The 22,528-nt window shown below is 52.0% G+C and carries 26 protein-coding genes and 1 riboswitch; of the genes, 18 read left to right on the top strand and 8 right to left on the bottom strand.

The annotated features are described in order from the left end of the window. The first annotated feature begins 324 nt into the window (after positions 1-324). A complete protein-coding gene (locus tag HMPREF1141_RS03245; RefSeq protein ID WP_009060977.1) occupies positions 325-1,083 on the top strand; it encodes a tRNA threonylcarbamoyladenosine dehydratase in 759 nt (252 codons plus the stop codon). Positions 1,084-1,167: 84 nt separating this feature from the next. Here the strand turns inward: HMPREF1141_RS03245 and HMPREF1141_RS03240 are convergent, their stop codons facing one another. After that, positions 1,168-2,271 carry an LCP family protein gene (locus tag HMPREF1141_RS03240; protein ID WP_035316492.1) on the bottom strand — a complete coding sequence of 368 codons (1,104 nt, stop codon included), beginning with the start codon at positions 2,269-2,271 and terminating at the stop codon, positions 1,168-1,170. Between the two features lie 184 nt (positions 2,272-2,455). On the opposite strand from HMPREF1141_RS03240, the gene HMPREF1141_RS17760 reads away from it, so the two are divergent. From HMPREF1141_RS17760 to HMPREF1141_RS03230, 3 genes are all read left to right on the top strand, one after another. Further along, positions 2,456-2,578, top strand: coding sequence for a hypothetical protein (locus HMPREF1141_RS17760; protein ID WP_009060941.1), 123 nt, complete (start codon positions 2,456-2,458; stop codon positions 2,576-2,578). Between the two features lie 103 nt (positions 2,579-2,681). Further along, entirely contained in the window at positions 2,682-4,115 is a 1,434-nt protein-coding gene (locus HMPREF1141_RS03235) for an FAD-dependent protein (RefSeq protein WP_009060972.1), read from the top strand. Positions 4,116-4,336: 221 nt separating this feature from the next. Continuing rightward, entirely contained in the window at positions 4,337-5,260 is a 924-nt protein-coding gene (locus HMPREF1141_RS03230; protein WP_009060968.1) for a LysR family transcriptional regulator, read from the top strand. Positions 5,261-5,340: 80 nt separating this feature from the next. On the opposite strand, the gene HMPREF1141_RS03225 is transcribed toward HMPREF1141_RS03230, so the two are convergent. Further along, positions 5,341-6,300 carry a 2-dehydropantoate 2-reductase N-terminal domain-containing protein gene (locus HMPREF1141_RS03225; protein ID WP_009060959.1) on the bottom strand — a complete coding sequence of 320 codons (960 nt, stop codon included), beginning with the start codon at positions 6,298-6,300 and terminating at the stop codon, positions 5,341-5,343. A 448-nt stretch (positions 6,301-6,748) separates the two neighbouring features. Here HMPREF1141_RS03225 and rsgA point away from each other — a divergent pair, with 448 nt between their 5' ends. Further along, positions 6,749-7,831: a ribosome small subunit-dependent GTPase A gene (gene rsgA, locus HMPREF1141_RS03220; protein WP_009060935.1), complete on the top strand. Its 1,083-nt coding sequence runs from the start codon at positions 6,749-6,751 to the stop codon at positions 7,829-7,831. A 1-nt stretch (position 7,832) separates the two neighbouring features. Next, positions 7,833-8,549, top strand: coding sequence for a methyltransferase domain-containing protein (locus HMPREF1141_RS03215; protein ID WP_009060958.1), 717 nt, complete (start codon positions 7,833-7,835; stop codon positions 8,547-8,549). A gap of 105 nt (positions 8,550-8,654) precedes the next feature. Here HMPREF1141_RS03215 and HMPREF1141_RS03210 read toward each other — a convergent pair whose 3' ends face one another. After that, the gene (locus HMPREF1141_RS03210; protein WP_009060987.1) at positions 8,655-9,128 is read right to left on the bottom strand and encodes a glutathione peroxidase; all 474 of its coding nucleotides are present in this window, start codon (positions 9,126-9,128) and stop codon (positions 8,655-8,657) included. A gap of 137 nt (positions 9,129-9,265) precedes the next feature. Here HMPREF1141_RS03210 and HMPREF1141_RS03205 point away from each other — a divergent pair, with 137 nt between their 5' ends. The 4 genes from HMPREF1141_RS03205 to crcB (HMPREF1141_RS03190) all read left to right on the top strand — a co-directional run bounded on the left by HMPREF1141_RS03205 (position 9,266) and on the right by crcB (HMPREF1141_RS03190) (position 11,272). Further along, positions 9,266-9,709, top strand: a complete 444-nt coding sequence (locus HMPREF1141_RS03205; RefSeq protein WP_009060980.1) for a MarR family transcriptional regulator — start codon at positions 9,266-9,268, stop codon at positions 9,707-9,709. Positions 9,710-9,818: 109 nt separating this feature from the next. Continuing rightward, positions 9,819-9,891: riboswitch (Fluoride riboswitch) on the top strand. 41 nt (positions 9,892-9,932) lie between these two features. After that, on the top strand, positions 9,933-10,475 hold the full coding sequence (locus tag HMPREF1141_RS03200) for an inorganic diphosphatase (protein ID WP_009060946.1): 543 nt from the start codon (positions 9,933-9,935) through the stop codon (positions 10,473-10,475). After that, on the top strand, positions 10,472-10,918 hold the full coding sequence (crcB, locus tag HMPREF1141_RS03195) for a fluoride efflux transporter CrcB (RefSeq protein ID WP_009060964.1): 447 nt from the start codon (positions 10,472-10,474) through the stop codon (positions 10,916-10,918). The genes HMPREF1141_RS03200 and crcB (HMPREF1141_RS03195) overlap by 4 nt, the downstream gene beginning before the upstream one ends. After that, on the top strand, positions 10,919-11,272 hold the full coding sequence (gene crcB / locus HMPREF1141_RS03190; RefSeq protein ID WP_009060982.1) for a fluoride efflux transporter CrcB: 354 nt from the start codon (positions 10,919-10,921) through the stop codon (positions 11,270-11,272). A 279-nt stretch (positions 11,273-11,551) separates the two neighbouring features. Here the strand turns inward: crcB (HMPREF1141_RS03190) and HMPREF1141_RS03185 are convergent, their stop codons facing one another. The 4 genes from HMPREF1141_RS03185 to cysK all read right to left on the bottom strand — a co-directional run bounded on the left by HMPREF1141_RS03185 (position 11,552) and on the right by cysK (position 14,925). Then, the gene (locus HMPREF1141_RS03185) at positions 11,552-12,526 is read right to left on the bottom strand and encodes a P1 family peptidase (protein ID WP_009060951.1); all 975 of its coding nucleotides are present in this window, start codon (positions 12,524-12,526) and stop codon (positions 11,552-11,554) included. Positions 12,527-12,533: 7 nt separating this feature from the next. Then, complete coding sequence (gene coaBC / locus HMPREF1141_RS03180) at positions 12,534-13,082, bottom strand: bifunctional phosphopantothenoylcysteine decarboxylase/phosphopantothenate--cysteine ligase CoaBC (RefSeq protein ID WP_009060960.1); 549 nt, start codon at positions 13,080-13,082, stop codon at positions 12,534-12,536. After that, positions 13,079-13,858: a phosphopantothenoylcysteine decarboxylase gene (locus tag HMPREF1141_RS03175; RefSeq protein ID WP_009060966.1), complete on the bottom strand. Its 780-nt coding sequence runs from the start codon at positions 13,856-13,858 to the stop codon at positions 13,079-13,081. The genes coaBC and HMPREF1141_RS03175 overlap by 4 nt, the downstream gene beginning before the upstream one ends. A gap of 134 nt (positions 13,859-13,992) precedes the next feature. Continuing rightward, complete coding sequence (cysK, locus tag HMPREF1141_RS03170) at positions 13,993-14,925, bottom strand: cysteine synthase A (protein ID WP_009060974.1); 933 nt, start codon at positions 14,923-14,925, stop codon at positions 13,993-13,995. 283 nt (positions 14,926-15,208) lie between these two features. Between cysK and HMPREF1141_RS03165 the strand changes: the two genes are divergently transcribed. The 8 genes from HMPREF1141_RS03165 (at position 15,209) to HMPREF1141_RS03130 (ending at position 22,239) form a co-directional block, all read left to right on the top strand. Next, a complete protein-coding gene (locus HMPREF1141_RS03165; protein ID WP_009060957.1) occupies positions 15,209-15,655 on the top strand; it encodes an Rrf2 family transcriptional regulator in 447 nt (148 codons plus the stop codon). 596 nt (positions 15,656-16,251) lie between these two features. Next, positions 16,252-17,316, top strand: a complete 1,065-nt coding sequence (locus tag HMPREF1141_RS03160; RefSeq protein WP_242824551.1) for an ATP-binding cassette domain-containing protein — start codon at positions 16,252-16,254, stop codon at positions 17,314-17,316. Further along, positions 17,313-17,993, top strand: coding sequence for a methionine ABC transporter permease (locus tag HMPREF1141_RS03155; protein WP_009060962.1), 681 nt, complete (start codon positions 17,313-17,315; stop codon positions 17,991-17,993). Before HMPREF1141_RS03160 ends, HMPREF1141_RS03155 begins: the two co-directional genes overlap by 4 nt. A gap of 65 nt (positions 17,994-18,058) precedes the next feature. Beyond that, positions 18,059-18,955, top strand: a complete 897-nt coding sequence (locus HMPREF1141_RS03150; RefSeq protein ID WP_009060956.1) for a MetQ/NlpA family ABC transporter substrate-binding protein — start codon at positions 18,059-18,061, stop codon at positions 18,953-18,955. Between the two features lie 19 nt (positions 18,956-18,974). Next, positions 18,975-20,153, top strand: coding sequence for a M20 family metallopeptidase (locus HMPREF1141_RS03145; RefSeq protein WP_009060961.1), 1,179 nt, complete (start codon positions 18,975-18,977; stop codon positions 20,151-20,153). Beyond that, a complete protein-coding gene (locus tag HMPREF1141_RS03140) occupies positions 20,146-20,622 on the top strand; it encodes an S-ribosylhomocysteine lyase (protein WP_009060984.1) in 477 nt (158 codons plus the stop codon). Before HMPREF1141_RS03145 ends, HMPREF1141_RS03140 begins: the two co-directional genes overlap by 8 nt. Before the next feature lie 73 nt (positions 20,623-20,695). Beyond that, the gene (locus HMPREF1141_RS03135) at positions 20,696-21,487 is read left to right on the top strand and encodes a methionine ABC transporter ATP-binding protein (RefSeq protein WP_009060937.1); all 792 of its coding nucleotides are present in this window, start codon (positions 20,696-20,698) and stop codon (positions 21,485-21,487) included. A 41-nt stretch (positions 21,488-21,528) separates the two neighbouring features. Then, on the top strand, positions 21,529-22,239 hold the full coding sequence (locus HMPREF1141_RS03130) for a methionine ABC transporter permease (protein ID WP_009060955.1): 711 nt from the start codon (positions 21,529-21,531) through the stop codon (positions 22,237-22,239). 14 nt (positions 22,240-22,253) lie between these two features. On the opposite strand, the gene HMPREF1141_RS03125 is transcribed toward HMPREF1141_RS03130, so the two are convergent. Beyond that, a partial coding sequence (locus tag HMPREF1141_RS03125; RefSeq protein WP_009060949.1) for a transposase occupies positions 22,254-22,528 on the bottom strand: 275 nt, incomplete at its 5' end.

Genomic DNA, 22,528 nt, shown 5'->3' with positions numbered 1-22,528 from the left:
TAACCTCACGCCGCAAGCAAAAGCAAAGCTTTTGGCGGCTAAGAGAGCATTGAATCATCGTTCCGAAGTAAAACCAAACTTGATTTGCTCCGCATTTTATGATTCAAAAACGGATGATAGAATAACCTCACGCTGTAAGCCCAAGAAAAGCTTCGGGCGGCGGGACAACTGTATTGATGGTACCATATTCCCCTGCCGCCGCTCAACGGAAAGTTCTGGGCAGCGATCCTACCGGCACGGGACTGAAACAGAACTCTTTTTCATATTAATTTTAATTACAGACCATGCCGTGCAGAAAACGGCAAACAGGAAAGGGAATCCAGAATGCTCAACGAATTTTCAAGAACACAGCTCCTGTTAGGAGAAGAGGGCATGCAGCGCCTGCATCAGGCAAAGGTAGCGATTTTCGGAATCGGCGGAGTGGGCGGCTTTACCGCGGAGGCTCTGGCCCGCTCCGGAGTCGGCAGCTTTGCGCTGTTTGACGACGACCGCATCTGCCTGACCAATATCAACCGCCAGATCATCGCCACCAGAAAAACGGTCGGCAAAAAGAAGGTTGAGGTAATGAGTGAGCGCATTCTCGACATCAACCCCAAGGCGCAGGTAGAGCTTCACGAGGTATTCTACGGGGCGGAAAACGCCGATCAGTTTGATTTGAGCGGGTACGACTACCTGGTGGACGCCATCGACACGATTTCTTCCAAGCTGGTGCTGATTGAGCGCGCCAAAGCGGCAAATGTGCCGATCATCAGCTGCATGGGGGCCGGAAACAAGCTAGACCCCACCCGTTTTGAGATCGCGGATATCTACAAGACCTCCGTTTGTCCGCTGGCCCGCGTCATGCGCAGCGAGCTGAGAAAGCGCGGCATTGATTCCCTGAAGGTGGTCTATTCCAAAGAGCCGCCCCTGACCCCCATTGACGACGACGCGAACAGCTGCAAGCACCACTGCATCTGCCCGCCGGACACGAAACGCAAATGCACCATCCGCCGGCAGGTGCCGGGCAGCATTTCGTTCGTCCCCTCCGTGGCCGGGCTGATTCTGGCAGGAGAGGTCGTAAAAGACCTGACAAGCGCAGAATAAACAAATGCGGCGGGATATCCCGCCGCATTTTTACATCTATCTAAAAAACCCGTTCCGTCAAAAGCGGAACGGGTTTTTCTGCCTTTATTGCTGTGTATCTGTGCCGTAAATAAATTCGCGCAGCGCCTTGCTGTTTGCCTCCAGATCGGGATTCAGCACATCGCCGATGCCGGAAACCCGTTTGTCCTCATACATGCCGGTTTCGGGCATATGCAGCGTTTCCATCGGGTAGCCCATAATGCCCACCGCACTCGCGGCCAGACTGAGCATTTCACCGTCGGACAGATTCGTCGTCACATACCCCATATAATCGTGCAGCAAAGACGAAAGCTCGATGGGGTTCTTTGATTTGAGCTTGTCCACCATGCAGCTGATTACCTGGCGCTGGCGGCCTGTGCGCCCAAAGTCGCTGTCGATACGCCGGATTCTGGAATAATACAGCGCCAGCGTACCGCGCATATGATTTGTACCCGCGCTCATTTGGGCATCCATCACGCGGTTCATCTCGTCAGCCTCAGCCTGACTGATATTGACCTCGATTCCGCCCATCTTATCGATGATCTCGGCAAAGCTGTCGACATCGATGGAAACGAATTTATCGATATTGATACGGAAGTTATTTTCAATCGTCTGCATCGTCAGCGCGGCACCGCCGTTGCTGTAGGATGCGTTGAGCTTATTTTTGCCGATGGTGGGAATCTCTACATACAAATCGCGCAAAAAGGAAGTGAGCTTCACTTTTTTATTCTTATTGTCGATCGAAACCAGCATCATGGTATCAGAGCGCTGTATGCCGTCCTGCACACGGTCGGTACCGATCAGCAGAATATTCGTCACCTGCTTGTCCGACAACACATCCCACTGCGGCGCGTCGGAAGGCTGCTGCACGTAGCTGTTGGCATCCGTATTGTCGCGGTTGATCTGCGACAGCAGAGAGGATGCGTATACGTAGATGCCTGCACACAGCAGAAGAACCACAGCTAAAACAATGGCCCCGACTTTTTTGCCCTTTTTTTTCTTAGGCGGGCGGCGTTTTGGGGATGATTTTCTTGCCGAACCGGCAGAGCTGTATACATCGCGGTCGCTGTTGCTGTAGATGTCGCGGTCTACATAATTATAGCGGTCTATCTCTCCGCCCGGCCTGCGGTTTGCGCCGCGGCTGCTGCGATTATCCTCTTTTCTTGCCATATCCTTCTCCTGTTCTTCACCTACCATGTTGACAGAAACCATTCTATTGCAAATAGAATCGCTTGTCAAGCATGAGAGCCTTATGAACCATTTTGCGATTTCTTATCATTTGTTTACAGCTCGGTAACATATATCCTGATTTTTTTAGGTATAATACAAAAGGTTATGAATGGAGGGAGAACGTATGCCGCAGTTGAAGCACAAAAAGACAAACGCAAGCAGCCAGACTCTTTGGGTGCGAATCGTTGCGCTGATCTGTGCAGTACTGATCGCCGGCTCTGTTCTTTCCATCGTATTTTATCTGTAAACCCAGTAAAAATACCTTGGGTATCAGCGCCCCATGTAAGCCTGCCGGAGCTTTCCTGCAGGTTTGTTTTGTTGTGTTTATTTAAATTTCAGGAGGTCAATTCATGTTTGAGTACGACGTAATTATCGTGGGGGCCGGCCCTGCAGGCATTTTTGCGGCACTGGAACTGGAAAAAACCGCTCCGCAGGCAAAAGTTCTGATGATCGACAGCGGCAGCACCATTGCGCGCCGGGCCTGTCCTGCCAGAACCAGAGGAATCTGCGCCCACTGCAACCCCTGCCATATTATGAACGGATGGGCCGGAGCCGGCGCCTTTTCCGACGGCAAGCTTTCGCTTTCTTACGAAGTGGGCGGCAATGTGACCGATTACCTGCCGCGCGAGGAAGTAACCGACCTGATCCATTACGCAGACGGAATCTACCTGGGCTTCGGTGCACCGGAAACCGTATACGGCCTGAGCGACAAATTCGCAGATAAGATCGCATATGAAGCGAAAAAGCATAACGTTCAGCTGGTGCCCTGTCCCGTTCGCCATATGGGAACCGAGTATTCCTATGAGGTGCTCAGCCGCATGTATGATTACCTGAACGCGAAAGAGAATTTCACGTTCCTGGAATACACGACCGCCGAAACGATTCAGAATGAAAACGGCAAGGCCACCGGCGTGTGGACAATCAATAAGCAGGGCGAGCGCAAGTGTCTGACGGCGCCGTACATTGTTCTGGCCCCCGGCCGCGGCGGTGCGGACTGGCTGACCCGTGTTGCGGCGGAGAATGGGATCTCCACCACAAACAACGCGGTAGACATCGGTGTGCGCGTCGAGGTGCCGAACGCGGTGATGGACCCGCTGACCACTCACCTGTACGAAGCAAAGCTCGTATATTATTCCGATACCTTTGAGAGCAAGGTGCGCACCTTCTGCATGAACCCGGGCGGAATCGTAAGCGAGGAGCATTACGAGGGCGGCGTCGGCGGAAACGGAATCGCGGTGGTCAACGGCCACAGCTACGCAGACGAGGGACGCCGCACGGACAATACCAACTTTGCGCTGTTGGTTTCGACCAACTTTACCGAGCCGTTCCATCAGCCCATTGAATACGGCCGCTATATTGCACAGCTTGGCAACATGCTGACCGGCGGCGGCATTATGGTACAGCGACTGGGCGATCTTCTGATGGGCCGCCGCACCGACGTTTCCCGCCTGAAGCGCTCGACGACAGTGCCCACCCTGAAAAACGCGGTGCCGGGCGACCTGTCGTTCGTTCTTCCCCACCGCCACCTGACCAGCGTGGTGGAAGGCCTGCGCGCATTTGACAAAATCGCCCCCGGTCTGTATTCCAAAAACACGCTGCTGTATGGCGTTGAGGTGAAATTCTATTCCTCGAAGGTCAAGGTCAAAAACACATTCGAAACGTCTGTGGAAAATCTGTACGCCATCGGCGACGGCGCGGGCATTACCCGCGGCCTGATGCAGGCCTCCGTGACCGGCGTAGTGGTTGCGCGCAACATTGCAGAGAGCATGCAGAAGCAGAAGTAATGAATCGCTTGATCCCCTTTGGCGGCTTACGCTGCCTGAGGGGATTTTTTGCGTTCCCCGGATTCCGGCGTTGCCCTCTTCCCCATCATGGGGTATAATAAAAATACCATTCATTTCATCCCTGTTTTCGTCAGGGATGAAATACCCGCTTCCAGGCAGATTGTCTGCAAACAAAACGCCTGGGGCTTACTCAGAAATCACGTCGTGTGGAGGAATGTATTATGACGCTGCAGCAGCTGAAATACATTATTGAAATTGTAAACAGCGGTTCCATCAACGAAGCGGCAAAAAAGCTGTATATCACCCAGCCAAGCCTTTCCAGCGCCGTAAAGGAGCTGGAATCTGAAATGGGGATTGAGCTTTTCCTGCGCACGCCCAAGGGAATCACGCTTACCTCCGACGGCGCAGAGTTTCTCGGCTATGCGCGTCAGGTCGTCGAGCAGGCCAGCCTGCTTGAGCAGCGGTATCTGAATAAAAAGCCTTCGCGTCAGCTGTGCTCGATTTCTACCCAGCACTACGCCTTTGCGGTCAACGCGTTCGTCAATATGATCCAGAAAAGCGGAGCCGATGAATACGAATTCACGCTGCGCGAAACCAGAACCTACGAGATCATTGAGGATGTAAAAACACTGCGCAGTGAGCTCGGGATTCTATACCGCAACCCGTTTAATCAAAAGGTGATCGACAAGCTGCTCAAAGAAAATCATCTGGAATTTCACCCGCTGTTCACGGCAGAGCCGCATATTTTTATCAGCTCCAGCAATCCTTTGGCAAAGCGCAAATCCGTTACGCTGGAGGATTTGGAGGAATATCCCTATCTTTCGTTTGAACAGGGCGACTACAACTCCTTTTATTTTTCAGAAGAAATCCTGAGCACCGTTTTTCATAAAAAAAGCATTCACGTCAGCGACCGCGCAACAATCTTTAACCTGATGATCGGCCTGGACGGCTACACCATTTCCACCGGAATCGTCAGCGCCGACCTGAACGGCGACAACATCACCTCGGTTCCGCTGATTGTTGACGATAAGATTCAGGTGGGTTGGATTTCCAACCGTCAGATTCAGCTGAGCAAGCAGGCTCTTTCGTATGTGGAAGAACTGCGCGGCGTGATTGGCGGATACGGACTCACGCTGGAAGAATAAGCTGGTGCAGGCAACAGCAAACCAAAACAGTAAATACATCATGTAAAAACCAGCCGCCGGATATTTCGGCGGCTGGTTTTTTACAGCGTATCCCAGTCAGGCATCTGCGCGCGCAGGGAGTCCCACTGCGGCATCGGGAAATTGGGAGTGCGGCTGCGCACCTGCGCAAATCCATCGTCCAGCGCGTGCATTTCTGTTACCGCGTTCCGGCAGTGATCGCTGGCGGCAAGACGCCCTAAAGCCGTTTTTGCCATAACCCAAAGCAGAGCGAACATCACCACCCGTTTCGGCCCGGGTTCAAAATACTGATCATCCCCTTGCGGCAGGATGGGAATCACCTGCCCCCGAAGCAGCCGGTACCCCTCCCTTGCGGCGTCCATCGTCTGCCGCAGTTGGGCACGGGAGGCCTTGGTCAGATCGCAGTCCAGCGCGTAGCACAGGTAGCACACGGGTAAAATTAGCGCCAAGTGGCACTGGTACCACGCCTGCATCCCCGGCTGATACAAAAGCTTGTATTTGCTGTTTTGAAAAACGTGATCGAGTAGCTCTTTCGTTTTTGGGTCGGGCAGAGAATTTAAAAGCCCGCATTCCAGTCCCCCGGCACCGGCCCGTACACACACTGATTCGCCGTTTTCGCGTCTTCCTCCGGTCCCCTGAAACCCGAATACAACTGTTTTCGGCACCGCGGTATGCGTTTTTATGTACTCCTCCATTTCCGCAGCGGAGAGATTGTTGCCGACCAGAACCACCACCGGGCTGTCCGCCCGCGCGAGATCATCCAGTATCCCCCGCATCTGCTGGTACTGCATTACGGCAAAAACGGCGTCGTAATGCTCGGAAGAATCCAGTCCCTCGATGACTCGAGGATGATCGTGTGTCGTCTTTCTTTGAATATAATGGCGGATCACAAGGCCGTTTTTCTCCAGCTCTTCTTTTCTCCGTCCGCGCGCAAGAATGGATACATCGTGCCCGGCCGCGCACAGCACGTGGGCCAGGTAGCTTCCAATGACGCCCGCACCATAAACAAGCAATTTCATCATTGAGCCTCCAATATGCTGATTTTATTCCAATAGTTAGTTTTTGCTAACGTGAGAATAGCACAATCCATTGCAAAAGTAAAGAAATCCTTTGGACGAAAAGGAGTCGGCAGACAGAAAAAAACAAAATATCTTGGGCTGCCGGCCCTCAGCGTGGGGCGACCGGTTGACAATTGCGGCTCTGTCGTGCTAAAGTAAAGAAAATAGAAAACGAGGTGTCTTTTTTGGAGATTGTTCTGTAAGGAACACAAATTGCATGTGGGAAAATAAGCGACGACCGGTCGCTTTGTTTGCTGTGCAATCACGTTTCTGCAGAACTGTGTCCTGACAGACATTTTTGAAACTGTTGGAGCATAGTGTAGCAGCTATGCCCTTTTTTTGCGCAATTTGTGTTCCGCCCCGCTGATCATCGAATCACTGATAACGATAACTTATGAAGAGGTGGAACAAATTGAATTTGATCATACGCTATGGCGCAGACGATTCCGTTCTGGCCGAAGCCGCTCTTTCCCCAAATCTTTTTCTTTGCAGAGTGATCTCTCAATACAAAGGTCAGTATAAAATTGCCACGGAAAGCGGAGAGTGCCTTGCCGAAGTCTCCGGTAAATTCCGGTATGAGGCCGCCGATCCGTCGCAATTCCCCGCGGTTGGCGATTTTGTGATGGCGGACCGCGCTGAAAGCAGCACCGGGAACGCCATGATTCATCGGGTGCTGCCGCGAAAAAGCGTGTTTGAACGCACCGCAGCGGCCAATGAGCATCAGTCCCAGATTATTGCCGCCAATATCGACATTGTTTTTATTTGCATGTCCTTAAACAACAATTATAATCTCAGCCGTTTGGAACGCTATCTTTCCGTCGCCTGGAGCAGCGGGGCCACCCCGGTAGCAGTACTGACAAAGGCCGATCTTTGCGAAAATCTGCCCGGCGTTCTGTCCGAAATCATGAAAATAGCACCGGGTACCGACGTGATTGCAACCTCCCGCAGCGACCCGGATTCCTTTGAAAAGCTTCTGCCCTATCTGCGCCCCAACAGGACTGCGGCTTTCATCGGGTCCTCCGGCGTGGGGAAAACCACGCTGATCAACTGCCTTGCCGGGGAGAATTTACTGGCAACATCGCAGACCCGCAGCGACGACAAAGGCCGCCACACCACTACCCGCAGGGAAATGATCCTTCTGCCGCAGGGCGGCATCGTCATCGACACGCCCGGCCTGCGCGAACTGGGTGTGGAATCCGCCGATCTTTCCCGGTCCTTTGCGGAAATTGATGCGCTGGCGGAGCATTGCCGTTTTCGAGACTGCACGCACACCAACGAACCCGGCTGCGCGGTTTTAAAGGCACTGGAAACCGGCAAGCTGACCCTCCGGCGGCTGGAAAACTACCGAAAGCTGAGGCGGGAGGCCGGGTATGACGGCCTTTCTTCCCGGCAGATCGAAACCCAGAAGCTTAATGCCATGTTTGAGACGGTCGGCGGAATGAAAAATGGCCGCAAATTCATTCGGCAAAACGATAAGCGCAAGGGAGGATTCTAAAATGGAATACAGAAAAAGCAACCGGTATCACCCACAGCTTGTGCGTGAAAAAATAATGGGGCCAAATCCCATCAAGCTGCTGGAGGAATTGCTGCTGCAGCACTCGCTTGCTCCGGGTGATCTGGTAATGGATTTGGGCTGCGGGCAGGGCCTTACCTCCGTATTTCTGGTAAAGGAGTATGGATTCCGTGTGTTTGCGGCGGACTTATGGAGTAATCCGACCGATAACAAACGCTTTTTCGACCAGATGGGGCTCACGGCACAGCAGATCATCCCGCTGCACGCCGACGCCAACACTCTTCCCTTTGCGGAAGAATTCTTTGACGCCATTGTCAGTATAGACTCCTACCACTACTTTGGGCACGATCCGGAATATCTGGGAAAACGCCTGCTCCCATATGTAAAACACGGCGGCTATGTCTATATTGCCATTCCCGGTATGAAGCGGGACTGCCACGATCAGCTTCCGCCGGAACTGTTGCTCTCCTGGACGCCGGAGCAGCTTGACACCATTCATGACATTGCGTATTGGACGGAGCGGATCGGCAAGACCAAAGGCGTAAGGGTGCTCTCTATTCATGAAATGGAAAGCAACGAGGAAGTTTGGGCAGACTGGCTCCGCTGCGACAACGAATATGCGCGGGGCGACCGCAGAACATGGGAAGCCGGGGGTGGAAAATACCTGAATATGATCGCCATTGTGCTGCAAAGAGAATAACGGCTGCATCAACACAAACAAAGGGTACCGGGTGGTTTCTAGAAGCCACCCGGTACCCTATTTGATTTGTGAAACAGGAGTTATGATATCCGCCCGCAGGCGGTTTCAGAGCAGGGCGAGAATATCTGCCTCCAGATTTTCCGGTTTGTCCGACGGCGCATAGCGAGAAATCACATTGCCGTTTCTGTCTACCAGAAACTTTGTAAAATTCCATTTGATATTGGAACCCAGAACACCCTTTTGCTGAGATTTTAAATACGTATACAGCGGGGACTCGTTCGGGCCGTTGACCTCAATTTTCGCGAACTGAGGAAAGGTAACATGATAAGTGAGCTGACAGAAGCTCTGAATCTCCTCTTCGCTGCCCGGCGCCTGATGGCCGAACTGATTGCACGGGAAATCGAGAATCTCGAATCCGCGGTCACGGTACTTTTGATATAAGTTTTCCAGTCCCTCATACTGCGGGGTAAATCCGCACCCGGTTGCGGTATTCACAATTAGCAGCACCTTGTCTTGATATTGAGAAAGCGGCACCGGCTGTTTTTTCATGTCCAGCATACTAAAATCATAGATACTCATTTTGATGAGCTCCTTTCTATCAGTTGTTTGCTATTTAATTTTACACAATCAATTTAAAAACGTCAAGTGTTTTTCTTGACCTTCTCAAATAAATTTGATACTATTTAATTGTACGATAGATAAGAGAGGGGAACTCTATGAACAACACCGATGAAATTTTAAAGCTGGATAACCAGCTTTGTTTCGCCCTTTATGTCAGCTCGAAAGAGATCATCCGCAGATACAAACCGCTCTTGGAACCGCTTCATTTGACCTACACCGGCTATATTACCATGATGGCGCTGTGGGAGAAGGACGACATTTCCGTAAAGGATTTGGGAAATCGCCTGACACTTGATTCAGGCACCTTGACACCGCTGCTCAAAAAGCTGGAGTCGCTTTCGTATATTGAACGAATCCGCAGCGACGACGATGAGCGGAGCGTGCGCATTCGCCTGACAGAAGACGGGCGTGCCTTAAAAGCCAAGGCAGCCTTGATTCCGGAGCAGATGATCTGCACGGCAGGCCTTACGCCCGAAAAGCTCGGCCCGCTTTTAAAGAGCCTGCAGGCCTTTATCAGTGACCTTACAGCCGAATCCTGAACAGATTTTCTGTGCAATCCAAAAGCGCCGATTTGGGAGGAATCACTTTTTTTAAATCGCTATTGAAAATCCGTTTGGAGCATGCTATAATACATTTTGTCACATTATCAATTTTTCTGGGAATGAAGTTCTCCCGCGGCATTGCCGAAACTGCTTATTTAGCTGATGACTTCTGCGCTGGCAGAAGCATCGGCTTTTTTTGTTTATCAAAAGGAGGATACTAATGAATATTTGGCATGACATTCATCCGGAAAGAATTACAAGCACACGGTTTCACGCCGTAGTTGAGATTCCGAAGGGCTCAAAGCTCAAATATGAACTCGACAAAGAAACTGGACTGATTATTTTGGATCGCGTTCTGTATACTTCCACACATTACCCGGCGAATTACGGATTTATCCCCCGCACTCTGGCGGAAGACGGAGATCCGCTGGATGTTCTGATCCTGAGCGACGAATCCTTTGAACCACTGTCTCTGATCCCATGCCATCCCATTGGCGTGATTCATATGGTCGACGGCAACGAGCGTGACGAAAAGATCATTGCTGTTCCAAGCGGCGACCCGAACTACAATACATTCCAGTCGATTCAGGAACTGCCGCAGCACATTTTCAGTGAGATGTCGCATTTCTTTTCCGTTTACAAAGAACTCGAGGGAAAGAAAACCGTAATCAAAGAAATCGATGATGTAAAAAATGCCATTGCGGTGATCGAAGACAGCATCTTCCGGTATAACAAAGTCTTTCACAAAGGAATCAATGAATGAGAAAATATATTTTCCTTTCCTGCGGATCGATCGTCGGCGCTATTGCAAGATACCTGATCGAAAAGATCCAAATCTCCGGCTATCACGAAACTCTTCCGCTCAACACACTGTTTATCAACATCACAGGCTCTTTTTTGATCGCCTTCATCCTGACCATCGGCCTTGAAATCCGGAAATTTGATCCCGACGTTCGCCTTGGCCTGACGACCGGTTTGATGGGAGCGTATACCACCTTTTCCACCATGTGCAAGGAAGCCTCCACACTGCTGTTTCAGGGAGAATATACCTCTGCGATTTCTTACCTGATCGTAAGCGCCGCACTCGGACTGGGAGCTGTTTATTTAGGAGTTACAGCCGCCCGGGCGCTGGGAGTGAGGCTGCTGCAAAACAAGGAAAGCGACGAAGAATCTGCTTTCCATTACAACGAAAATGAGGTGGATTAGTTGGAGATTGCTCTGATCGCGATCGGCGGACTTTTGGGCGGGCTCTGCAGATTTGAATTGGGACGGTTTATTCTGCAGAAGGCCGACACTCGATTCCCGCTTGGAACCTTTATCATCAACATAACCGGTGCGTTCCTGCTTGGTGTGCTGACGGGCTCCGAGCTCCCGGCACAGACCTACGTTTTGCTGGGAGACGGTTTTCTTGGCGCATACACCACCTTCTCCACCTTTATGTATGAGGGCTTCCAGCTATTTGATAAAAGAGAACGAAACGCTTTTCTTTACATTTTCAGTTCCCTGCTTATCGGCATCATCGGGTATGTATGCGGCTATGCGCTTGCAAAAGCATTTTAACCCCTGCATTGCCCATGCTGACGGCAAACCTGAAAAACAACATACTAAAACGCCCCCAATCGCAGACAAAATAGCGATTGGGGGCATGTTTTATTTAGATGAAAAATTTGTTGAGATTGTTTCACGAGGATTATTTTGCATTGAGAAAGAGATTTTTCATTGGCTGGAAAGGAGATTGCCCGTTAAAAGACGCAAGATGCTGTCCCCAAAATGCAGGCGCGGCTGCATGAGCATAGCAAAGCACCCCAACAGCTTGTGTTGGGGTGCTTTGCATTTTTGTTAGTAAGATTTTACGAAAACATCCTGATAGGATGGATACCCGCCGAGAGATGCCGCCTTCTTCACGGCCTGCAGAATTGCCTGCTCTACGGCATAGGCGGACAGAATTCCGACTGCATCAAAATTGGCCGCTACTTCACCCGAACACAGGGTAAACAGGGTATCGCCGTCAAAAACGGAGTGAGCGGGACGAACGGCTCTTGCAATTCCATTGTGGCTGACGGACGCCAGTTTTTTAGCCTGTGCCTTTTCCAGCTTTGCGTTGGTAATCACACAGCCGATCACCGTGTTTCCGCTAAAAAAATCTGCCGTACTCTGATAGGACGATACAATGATCTCCTCAGAACCACCGGGAAAGGGATGTCCGTCCTGTAAAACACCCGCCAGGATCCTTCCGGATTCGCGGTCACAGATATCCCCCACGCAATTTACGGCAATTACCGCGCCAACCATCAGGTCTCCCTGACGAAAGGCACAGGTTCCTATGCCTCCCTTCATAGCATGGGTCTTCCCCAGGGTTTTCCCGACGGTGCAGCCTGTACCGGCACCGACACTGCCCTCCTCCAAGGGAAGCACACCGGCATTCCGGCAGGCCAGATACCCCATTTCAGCGTCCGGGCGCACCATGGCATTGCCGCATTTGAGATCAAACAGAATCGCACCGCTGACGTTCGGGACACACGTTACCTCTACATCGCGGCCAATACGGTGTTCTTCCAGGTAACGCATCACACCTCCGGCCGCGTCCAGCCCAAAGGCACTTCCGCCTGCGAGCAGAACTGCATGAACCTCTTTTCTGTTATTGACCGGGTCGAGTGCGTCGGTTTCGCGCGTACCGGGGGAACCGCCGCGCACATCCACACCGGCCACGGCGCCCTTTTCACAAATAACCACCGTACAGCCGGTCGCTGCCTCCAGGTTCTGAGCATGTCCTATCTGAAATCCCGGTATTTGTGTAACACTGATTTTTTCCATAACCGCCTTAGTCTTCCTTTTCTTTCAGATACCGCAAAACCGTTTCCGTAATGGTTTCTACTTCTGCAAGAGCGCCCCGCCCCAGGTCGCCGCAGGCGAGAAGCCCTTCCTTCGGTTCGATGAAAAGAGTACCGTGCTTTTTCAGCCGGCTGATATTTTCCTGAACGATCTCATTTTCATACATTGCGGTATTCATTGCAGGGCAAAGAATCACCGGTGTTCCCCGCACCGCTGTGAGAACTGTCGTCAGCATATCGTCCGCAATACCGGAGGCGAGCTTTCCGATCAGATTCGCGGTCGCGGGAGCAACCACACACACATCCGCGCGCTTTGCAAGAGAAATATGCTCCACCTCGTTCACAAGAATCTCATCAAACATCTTCGTGTATACTTTTCGTTTGGTCAGAGTCTGAAAGGTAAGCGGCGTGATGAATTCCTGTGCGCTCTTCGTCAGGATCACATCGACCTCGCATCCCTGCTTTGTAAGGATATTGGCGATTTCCGCCGCCTTATACGCGGCAATGCTCCCTGTAACACCAAGTAAAACGTGCTTCAACGGATTCCCTCCTGTTCTGAAAGCTTTTCGCGGACGCTGGACGCAATTGTTTTTGCAATGTTGCTGCGGCCATCCAATTCCCGGTACGAACCATCCGGGCAAATCAGGTACCCATGGTGCCGGGTTTGCGTTACCTCTGTCTTGTCATTGGCCAGCACAAAGTCACATCCGCTGCGCTCGATCAGGTGAAGCCCCGCCGCAATCAGCTCCTGAACCGGAACATGGTTGAGAAGCTTAAACCCAACAAGAAGTGTCTGCGGCTGCACTTTTTTAATAAGATCAATGATCTTCGGAGTTCTTTTCAGGACAAGGACCAAGTCATCCTCATCCGAGCTGATTTTTCCGCTTCCCGCCATCTGATTTTGCTCATTGAGGGCCTGCCGCAGAATGCCCCGCACAGCTTCCGCCGATAAATCCTCCCCGGAAAGCGCCTGCACCGCCCGATCTGCCGCCAGACTGGTCGAGGTCACATTGGAAACCGTATAGTCGCTGACCGCCATACAGTGTACCACTGCATCGATTTTTTCACACGTCAGAATTTGGGTCAGCGTATCCTGCAGATCAGCCACCCCCGCAATGCGCGCGATCCGCACTTTAGATTCCTCCTCCGGCGCGGCGGCTGTTTGCCCGCAGACATAAATGATCTCTTCCGTAGAGGGAATCGACAAAAAAGCCTGCGCAATGGCCTTTCCCATAGAACCGGTTGAATGATTGGTAATGCACCGTACCTCATCGATTTTCTCGGAGGTACCCCCTGCTGTAATTAGTATTTTCATAAGAACCCACATTTCTATCTTTTGATATCTATAAGATTACAATTTTTTCGTCCGGTACACAACCCTTGGAAAAAACATTTTTCAGCAGAAAAAAGGCGCCGCCGTAAGCGACGCCTTTTCGGCTCTTGAAAGAATTACTCAGAAAACAACGGAGTAGAGAGATACCGCTCTCCGGTATCCGGCAAAATGGCAACGATCACCTTGCCTGCATTTTCCGGGCGTTTGGCCAGCTCTGTCGCCGCCCAAATGGCTGCGCCGGAAGAAATCCCCACCAAAAGACCCTCTTCTTTGGAAAGCTCTTTGCCGGTAGCAAACGCATCCTCGTTCTTCACGCGGATGATTTCATCATAAATGGAGGTGTTGAGCACCTTCGGCACAAACCCTGCCCCGATTCCCTGAATCTTGTGGGGGCCGGACTTGCCCTCCGACAATACCGGAGAAGCATCGGGCTCTACGGCGATCACTTTCACATTCGGATTCTTCGATTTGAGGAACTCACCCGCACCGGTGAGCGTTCCGCCCGTACCAACGCCGGCTACAAGAATGTCTACCTTGCCGTCGGTGTCTTCCCAAATTTCAGGGCCGGTTGTTTTTCTGTGAACATCCGGGTTCGCGGGGTTTACAAACTGGCCGGGAATGAAGGAATGGGGAATTTCCTGGGCCAGCTCTTCGGCTCTTGCGATCGCGCCGGACATTCCCTTTGCGCCTTCGGTCAGAACAAGCTCTGCACCGTATGCCTTCAGCAGATTTCTGCGTTCAACACTCATGGTTTCCGGCATCGTCAGAATAATGCGATAGCCGTGCGCAGCCGCCACAGAAGCCAGGCCGATACCGGTGTTTCCGCTGGTAGGCTCAATGATGACAGACTCGGGATTCAGCAGCCCCTTTTCCTCAGCGTCTTCGATCATCGCCTTGGCAATTCTGTCCTTTACACTTCCGGCTGGATTAAAATATTCCAGCTTACCAATCACAGTTGCCTGCAGCTCGTGTTTCTTTTCATAATTGGAAAGTTCCAAAAGAGGGGTTTTTCCGATCAGATCTGTCAGATTCTTAAAAACCTTTGCCATAAGACGACCTCCTAAAATCATTTAATCATATATGCTATATATGTTTTGTTGCTATTATAATACAGCGATTTTTGGAAAATGTCAACCATTAAACTCATATTATTTTTATTCATTTGAGCAGTCCTAAAAATGAGATATTTTCAGCTTTTATTCGGAGTTATCTGCGATTGTAGAATACAAATCTGCACGACCCAGCTTGCATTGGCTATTGACAAATGTGGTTTTTTCTCTTATCATTTATTACATATAATACATATCATTTTTATATGAAACAGGTGATTCTATGAAGATATCCACAAAGGGCCGTTACGCTTTGGCTGCTGCGATTCATATGGCGCGGTATTATCGATGTGGTGAATATATTACGGTCTCCAGCATTGCGGAAAACCTGGGGATCTCTAAGATTTATTTGGAGCAGGTCTTTTCCATGCTCAAGCAGGCCGGGATCATTTTTTCTGTGAAAGGAGCCCAGGGAGGCTATCAGCTTGCGCGGGCGCCCGTTCAAATCACCGCACTGGATATTCTGGCTTGCGTAGAGCTTTCTTTATTCAAAAATACACAGGAAACCGTTGCCCAGCGCGCTCCTGATATTGAAAAGGCTCTGAGGGCATCTGCTTTTGATCTGTTGGATCAGGTCGTGCGGGGCACCCTGAGTGAAATCACGCTCTCTGACCTTGCCGCAGAGGTGGAAAAGAATGAGGGAGAACATACCATCATGTTCTATATTTAGATGAATCAAATAAAGGTCTGTCTGCCCGAAGGCGCAGCGGCGGCATCTTTTGGCATCCACCGATTCAATGAATACGGGCTTTATCCTATCAGAAATATCTGAGCATTCAATCAATTTATTCTCAATCCAAGCTACTTTTAAGAGGAAAGCACATTTCGGGTGCTCTCCTCTTTTTTTATTTTACGAGATAAAATCCATCTATATTTTACATTTAACATATATGTAAAATATGAAATATTGTCTAAGCTGACAAGTTTTATCGAAAGTCGATTTGGTCGTTGTCCCAAAGATGCCGAACCGCTTCGTATTTTCATTGACAACAAAAACCCGAATACATATAATGCTTATAAGCTTAATATGTATTATATCAATCGCAGAATGGAGTGAACACAATGGCAAACAGAAAAAGCACAGCCGCCGCAACGAATTGTACCTTGATGGGGATGCAGAGTTTCTGTATACCCTGTTGTGCCATGTGTCAATATGATACCCCCAGTGGATAGGTCTATTCTTGCGCATGCTTTCGGGCAGTCGGGATTAGAAAATCCCGGCTGCCTTTTTTATTTTCAGAAGCGCACGGAAAGGATAGGATGCTTTTGATTGAACTCGTAAACGTAAAGAAAAGCTACCAGAACGCCACCGGGCAGATTGAGGCCCTGAAAGGAGTTTCTTTGAAGGTTGAGCGCTCCGACATTTACGGGGTGATCGGTTACAGCGGGGCGGGAAAAAGCACGCTGATCCGCTGCATCAACCTTTTGGAGCACCCGGACAGCGGGCAGGTGCTGCTCTCCGGAAACGACATCACCGGATCTTCTCAGGCTCAGCTCGAGAAAACACGCCAGCAGATCGGGATGATTTTTCAGCACTTTAATCTGCTTCGTTCCAAAACGGTATTTGAGAACATCGCATTTCCGCTCCGGTATCTGCGAAAGAGCAAGCAGGAGATTCAGCAAAAAGTAAAAGAGCTTTTGCAGCTGGTCAACCTGAGCGACAAGGCGGACTGTTACCCCTCTCAACTAAGCGGCGGGCAAAAACAGCGGGTCGCGATCGCCAGAGCGCTGGCCAACGACCCTCAGATCCTGCTCAGCGACGAGGCAACCTCCGCCCTGGACCCACAGACCACGGATTCGATTTTGCAGCTTCTGCTGGAGCTGAACCACCGACTGGGTTTGACGATCGTGATCGTCACCCACGAAATGCATGTGGTTCAGGAAATCTGCAACAAGGTCGCCGTGATGGAAAACGGACTGATCGTGGAGCAGGGCGATACCTTTGAGGTGTTCTCCCACCCGCAGACTAAAACCACCAGGTGTTTCACGGCCTCGTTATTCCGGGAGGGGAATGTTGAAAAGCTGATCGGGCAGATCGATCAGAATCTGGGAACTTTCCCGAACCGGAAGTTGCTGCACCTGCTGTTCGTAGGGCCCAAAGCGAATAACGCGTATATCTCTCACGTGATCAAGCGGTTTGAGGTGGAAGTCAGCATTCTTTACGGTTCCATCGAGCTGGTGCAGTCCCGGCCCATCGGCAGCCTGTTTGTCGCCATAAGCGGCGATGAAATCAAGATTCTTGCGGCAATGGAGTACTTAAAAACAGAAGGAGTCAGCGTCCATATTTTGCAGGAGCTCCCCTCTGATGACCAGGAGGAGGTTGTGGTTTGAAAGAATTTCTGATTGAACTCTTCCCAAATGTGTACGAAATGTTCGGCGATTTACTCGATTCCATCTGGCAGACCTTTGTGATGGTCGGCATTGCGGGGATTTTCGGGATCACCATCGGGACGCTGCTTGGAATTTCGCTGGTTGTTTCCGCCAAAGGCGGCTTATATGAAAACGACCTGTTCAACAACATTCTGGGGAAAATCGTGAACACCATCCGCTCGATTCCATTCGTGATTTTGATTGCACTGATGGTTTCCTTTACCCGCTTCCTCGTTGGAACCTCCATTGGAGTCCGGGGTGCGATCGTCCCCATGGTTGCCGGAATCATTCCCCTTGTGACGCGAATGACCGAGCAGGCCCTGCTGGAGGTAGACCCGGGAGTGATGGAGGCCGCCCGTTCCATGGGGATTTCACGGCCCTATATCATCGTTCACATTCTGTTGCAGGAAAGTCTGCCGGGGCTTCTGCGGTCACTCGTTACCAGCTTTATCAGCCTGATCGGCCTTTCCGCCATGGCTGGCAGTGTGGGCGGCGGCGGGATCGGCAACTTTGCCATCCGATACGGTTACTCACGGTATATGAACGACATCACCGTTGTGACCGTGCTGCTGCTTTTGCTGATCGTCAACATCGTGCAGAGCGTCGGCAACCGTGCGGCACAATGGCTGACGCACTGAACGCTCCCCGGTATTCCCTGTTTTAAAATCAACAGATCAAATTCATATCAGGAGGATGAACTACCATGAAAAAACAAAATCAACTCTCTCGAATCGGTTCCGTGTTATCCGTACTGCTGGCCGCCAGCGTATTCCTTTCCGCGTGCAGCGGCACCGGCGCAAATTCCGGCGCATCCGCTGCCTCCAACGCCCCGGCTTCTTCCGCTCAGTCCAAACCGGTGACGGTGAAAATCGGCACTACGTCTGACGAACCCCGCGTCTGGAATGCGGTGCAGGCCGAGCTTGATTCCGAAGGCGCAAACATCAAAATTGAGACGATCAATTTAACGGGCGGCGAGCCGAATAAGGCCCTGGCCGAAGGAGAAGTCGATTTGAACGCGTTCCAGCATTACGCGTATTTCAACAAAAACAAAGAGGAGCTGAAGCTTGACCTGACCTCGATCGGCGACACCCTGATCGTACCGCTGAACCTCTTCTCGAAAAAACACAAATCGCTGGAGGAGCTGCCGAACGGCGCGCAGATCGCGATCCCTGATGATCCCACCAATCAGGGGCGCGCACTGAACGTTCTGAAAAACGCCGGCCTGATCAAGCTGGATGAGAAAGCCGGAAACAACGCGCTGATCAAGGACGTGACGGAGAATCCCAAGAACATCAAATTTGTAGAGATCACCGGCGCTCAGCTTCCCCGCTCCCTGCAAGACGTGGACGCGGCCATCATCAACTGCGGCTACGCCGTGGATTCCGGCCTGGACCCGGTGAAGGACCCGATCTACAAAGACGACATCGACCTGAAAAACCCGGAGCAGCAGCCGTTTATCAACCTGATCGCGGCCAGAACGGCAGACAAGGATAACCCGGCCTACCTGAAAATCGTAGAGGCCTACCATACCCAGAGGGTGGCCGACGCAATCGCCGAGGTGTATTCCAACGCGGCGGTTCCCGCCTTTGAGGTCAAATAATCCAGAGGAGGCGGATTCCATGTCTAAAACACTTTATGAGGAAGCGCTCGAACACCAAGCCGAAACAACCGAGCTGCGAAGATGGTTTCACAGCCACCCCGAACCAAGCTTTGGGGAATACGAAACCGCTGCCCGCGTTCGGGAAGAGCTGGACCGGCTCGACATTCCATTTGTAACGGCGGGCGAAACCGGCACCGTCGGCATCCTCCGCGGGAAATCCGAAAAACCGGTGATTGCCCTTCGCGCGGACATCGACGCCCTCGAGATCGAAGAAAAAAACGAGGTTCCCTACCGCTCCCAAAACTCGGGGCTGATGCACGCCTGCGGACATGACGCGCACGCCTCTTCCCTGCTGACGGCGGCAAAGCTTCTGCTCCGACGCCGAGAGGAGTTGCCCGGCACGGTCAAACTGATTTTCCAGCCCGCGGAGGAAGTGGGCCGGGGCGCGAACTCGGTTATTTCATCGGGTACGCTGGACGATGTGCAGGCTTTTTTCGGGCTTCACGTGAGGGCAGGGCTCCCGGTCGGTAAGGCTGCCTTGCAGGCAGGGCCCATCATGGCGGGCGCGAACTCCCTGAAAATCGACGTATTCGGGAAAAGCGGGCACGCCGGCCACCCGGACAACGCCATTGATGTGATTGCCGCGGGCGCGGAGATCGTGGAAGCGCTGCAGCACATTGTATCCCGTGAAATCCCGCCCACGGAAGCGGCGACGATCTCGGTTTGTCAGTTCCGCGCTGGAACCCGGGACAATATCATCGCGAATCACGCCAGAATTTCGGGTACCGTGCGTGTGACGAGCGAGCAGACGCGGGCACAGATCACAGAAGCAGTTCACCGCGTGGTGAGCGGAATCAGCGCGGCGCACCGGGTCACCTCGCAGGTAGAATGCGAGTTTGCCACCCCGGTTTTGATCAATTCCGCCGAGCTGTACCATACGGCGCGCTCCGCCGTACAGGAGGTTCTGTCGCCGGAGGCGGTGCAGGGGGTTCTCCCCCAGTTGGGGACAGAGGATTTTAGCGCATACGGGCAGATTGCCCCGGCCTTCTTCACATTTGTGGGTTCCGGCGGCGAATACCCGCACCACCATGAGCGGTTCGACATCGACGAGCGGGTTCTCTCCATTTCGGCGGCGCTGTATACGGCTTTTGTCCTCCACTATTTTAACTTGAATGAAAAGAGTGATTCGGATGCCTAAGGTAGAAAGCTTTACATTAGACCACACCATCGTACAGGCGCCTTATGTGCGCGTGGCCGGTGTGGAACACAACGGAAAGGGGGCCACCGTTCAGAAATTCGACCTGCGCTTTTTGCAGCCAAATACCGACTCCATCCCTACGGGGGCGCTGCACACGCTGGAGCATTATCTCTCCATTTTTCTGCGGGAAGAGATCGAAGGGCTGATCGACATTTCCCCCATGGGCTGCCGGACAGGATTTTATCTGGTGGTGTGGGAGGAACACCCGGTTTCGGAAATCGCCCTCGCCCTGCATCACGCTCTGCAAAGAGTTCTGGAGCAGACAGAGGTGCCTGCGGCCACCGCGAAGGAATGCGGCAATTACAAGGATCATTCGCTGTTTTCCGCAAAGGAATACGCACGGCAGGTGCTTTCTCAGGGAATCAGCACAGACCCCTTTGACCACAGCCGGCTGATTCAGGCGGACTGAGGCCCCGATCATTCTAGTAAAAAGGAGAAATGCAGTATGTTCTTCCGGAACAGCGAAGCTGCAAGATGCCAGTATGTTGGATGAATATATTCAGATCTCTGATCTGCACAAAACCTATATCACGCACGGGGCATCGCTGCAGGTGCTCAGGGGGATCAATCTTTCTGTCAACAAGGGAGAGATTTTCGGGATCATCGGTTTCAGCGGCGCGGGAAAATCCACGCTGGCGCGATGCATCAACCGGCTGGAAACACCCGACAGCGGCAGGATTCAGGTCGGCGGAGTCGACATTCTGCGCCTGCCCAAAAAGGCCCTGCTCAAAGAGCGGAGAAAAATCGGGATGATTTTTCAGACCTTCAACCTGTTTGAAGCCAAAACGGTGTACCGGAACATCTCTTACCCGCTGGAAATCAGCGGCGTGCCGAAAGAGGAAATCAAAGACAGGGTGCTGCGGACAGCCGAGCTCGTCGGGCTGACGGATAAGCTCGAGGCTTACCCGGGCGGGCTCTCCGGCGGGCAGAAGCAGCGGGTGGGAATCGCGCGGGCTCTGGTCAACAATCCCGATCTTCTGCTCAGCGACGAGGCGACCTCTGCCCTCGACCCGCAGACCACGCTTCAGATTCTGGACCTTCTGAAAAAGATCAATCAGACCACCGGCATCACCATCCTGATGATCACACACGAGCTGGACGCCATCAAATACACCTGCGAACGCATGGCGGTGCTGGAGGATGGACTGATTATTGAATCCGGCCCGGTAAGCGAAATCTTCAGCAACCCGCACAGCCGCACCGGCGAGCTCTTTGCCAAAGTATTTTTTGAACTGCAGCATTCGGGCGAACTGGTAAACGGCGAGGGAATTTAAAAGACAGATCGCCCCGATTTTAAAGTGAAAGGAGTGGTTCTTTGAGTTTATTGGATCATTCGATATGGGAGGTCATCATCGCCTCCTTCGCGCCGGACATCTGGCAGCGCATGGGTTCCTCCGTACTGGAAACCTTGTACATGGTGGCCCTTTCCTCCGCCATCATGCTGTTTTGCGGCCTGCTGCTCGGGATTCTGCTGACCGTGACAAACCCCGACGGCCTGGTGCCGTTAAAGCCGCTGTATGCCAGCTCGGGGTGGCTGATCAACTGTCTTCGCTCTCTGCCCCAGATGATCATGATCATCCTGATGATCCCGGTGGCCCGCCTGTTCTTTGGAAAATCCTACGGTACCAATGCCTGTATCATCGCCATTGCCGCCAGCTGCATCCCCATGTACGCCCGCATTGTGGAAAGCAGCCTGCTGGAAATTGCCAAAGGCAAGGTAGAAGCGGCAAAGTCCATCGGCAGTACCAATGCGCAGATCATCTTTCGCATTCTTCTGCCGGAAACCATCCCCTCCCTCATCCGCGGCTTTACCGTCGCTGTGATCGCCGTCATCTCTATGACTGCCTTGGCCGGGATGTTCGGCGCGGGCGGCATCGGGGACATTGCCGTACGGTTCGGCTACCAGCGCTTTCAGCATGACGTGCTGTTCGCGGCCGTTTATATTCTGATCATCCTGGTTCAGCTGGTTCAATGGGTTGGGGATCTTACCTCGAAGCAAATCCTGAAAAAGCGAAATTTGATTTAGAGCCTATCCATAAATTAGATATGGACTCGAATCAATTTACGCCAGACAATAATTGCACAGGCAAAATGCAGAAGACCAAGGTAGTTTGCAGCTTTCTTTTCAAAACGAACCAGCAATTTGCGGAAACGGTTGAAGAACGAATGCGTAACCTCTACTACCCAGCGCCGGGCTTTAAAATCGGGATTCCGCAAGAGCTCCTGTTTTTCCTCAGATCGGGGACGGATATGCGCGATATAGCCTCTTTTTTCAACCTTGTCTTTTGAGCCGGTATACCCGGCATCCAGGCACA

The organism is Clostridium sp. MSTE9, from assembly GCF_000277625.1.
In the GTDB taxonomy this organism is placed as follows: domain Bacteria; phylum Bacillota; class Clostridia; order Oscillospirales; family Acutalibacteraceae; genus Faecalispora; species Faecalispora jeddahensis.
This window is presented reverse-complemented; position numbering and strand designations above follow the sequence as displayed.

Bases quoted from the DNA above. Each gene is read 5' to 3' on its own strand.
- HMPREF1141_RS03245 (WP_009060977.1), top strand. From the start codon at position 325: ATGCTCAACGAATTTTCAAGAACACAGCTCCTGTTAGGAGAAGAGGGC.
- HMPREF1141_RS03240 (WP_035316492.1), bottom strand. From the start codon at position 2,271: ATGGCAAGAAAAGAGGATAATCGCAGCAGCCGCGGCGCAAACCGCAGG.
- HMPREF1141_RS17760 (WP_009060941.1), top strand. From the start codon at position 2,456: ATGCCGCAGTTGAAGCACAAAAAGACAAACGCAAGCAGCCAGACTCTT.
- HMPREF1141_RS03235 (WP_009060972.1), top strand. From the start codon at position 2,682: ATGTTTGAGTACGACGTAATTATCGTGGGGGCCGGCCCTGCAGGCATT.
- HMPREF1141_RS03230 (WP_009060968.1), top strand. From the start codon at position 4,337: ATGACGCTGCAGCAGCTGAAATACATTATTGAAATTGTAAACAGCGGT.
- HMPREF1141_RS03225 (WP_009060959.1), bottom strand. From the start codon at position 6,300: ATGATGAAATTGCTTGTTTATGGTGCGGGCGTCATTGGAAGCTACCTG.
- HMPREF1141_RS03215 (WP_009060958.1), top strand. From the start codon at position 7,833: ATGGAATACAGAAAAAGCAACCGGTATCACCCACAGCTTGTGCGTGAA.
- HMPREF1141_RS03210 (WP_009060987.1), bottom strand. From the start codon at position 9,128: ATGAGTATCTATGATTTTAGTATGCTGGACATGAAAAAACAGCCGGTG.
- HMPREF1141_RS03205 (WP_009060980.1), top strand. From the start codon at position 9,266: ATGAACAACACCGATGAAATTTTAAAGCTGGATAACCAGCTTTGTTTC.
- HMPREF1141_RS03200 (WP_009060946.1), top strand. From the start codon at position 9,933: ATGAATATTTGGCATGACATTCATCCGGAAAGAATTACAAGCACACGG.
- crcB (WP_009060964.1), top strand. From the start codon at position 10,472: ATGAGAAAATATATTTTCCTTTCCTGCGGATCGATCGTCGGCGCTATT.
- HMPREF1141_RS03185 (WP_009060951.1), bottom strand. From the start codon at position 12,526: ATGGAAAAAATCAGTGTTACACAAATACCGGGATTTCAGATAGGACAT.
- HMPREF1141_RS03175 (WP_009060966.1), bottom strand. From the start codon at position 13,858: ATGAAAATACTAATTACAGCAGGGGGTACCTCCGAGAAAATCGATGAG.
- cysK (WP_009060974.1), bottom strand. From the start codon at position 14,925: ATGGCAAAGGTTTTTAAGAATCTGACAGATCTGATCGGAAAAACCCCT.
- HMPREF1141_RS03165 (WP_009060957.1), top strand. From the start codon at position 15,209: ATGAAGATATCCACAAAGGGCCGTTACGCTTTGGCTGCTGCGATTCAT.
- HMPREF1141_RS03150 (WP_009060956.1), top strand. From the start codon at position 18,059: ATGAAAAAACAAAATCAACTCTCTCGAATCGGTTCCGTGTTATCCGTA.
- HMPREF1141_RS03145 (WP_009060961.1), top strand. From the start codon at position 18,975: ATGTCTAAAACACTTTATGAGGAAGCGCTCGAACACCAAGCCGAAACA.
- HMPREF1141_RS03140 (WP_009060984.1), top strand. From the start codon at position 20,146: ATGCCTAAGGTAGAAAGCTTTACATTAGACCACACCATCGTACAGGCG.
- HMPREF1141_RS03135 (WP_009060937.1), top strand. From the start codon at position 20,696: ATGTTGGATGAATATATTCAGATCTCTGATCTGCACAAAACCTATATC.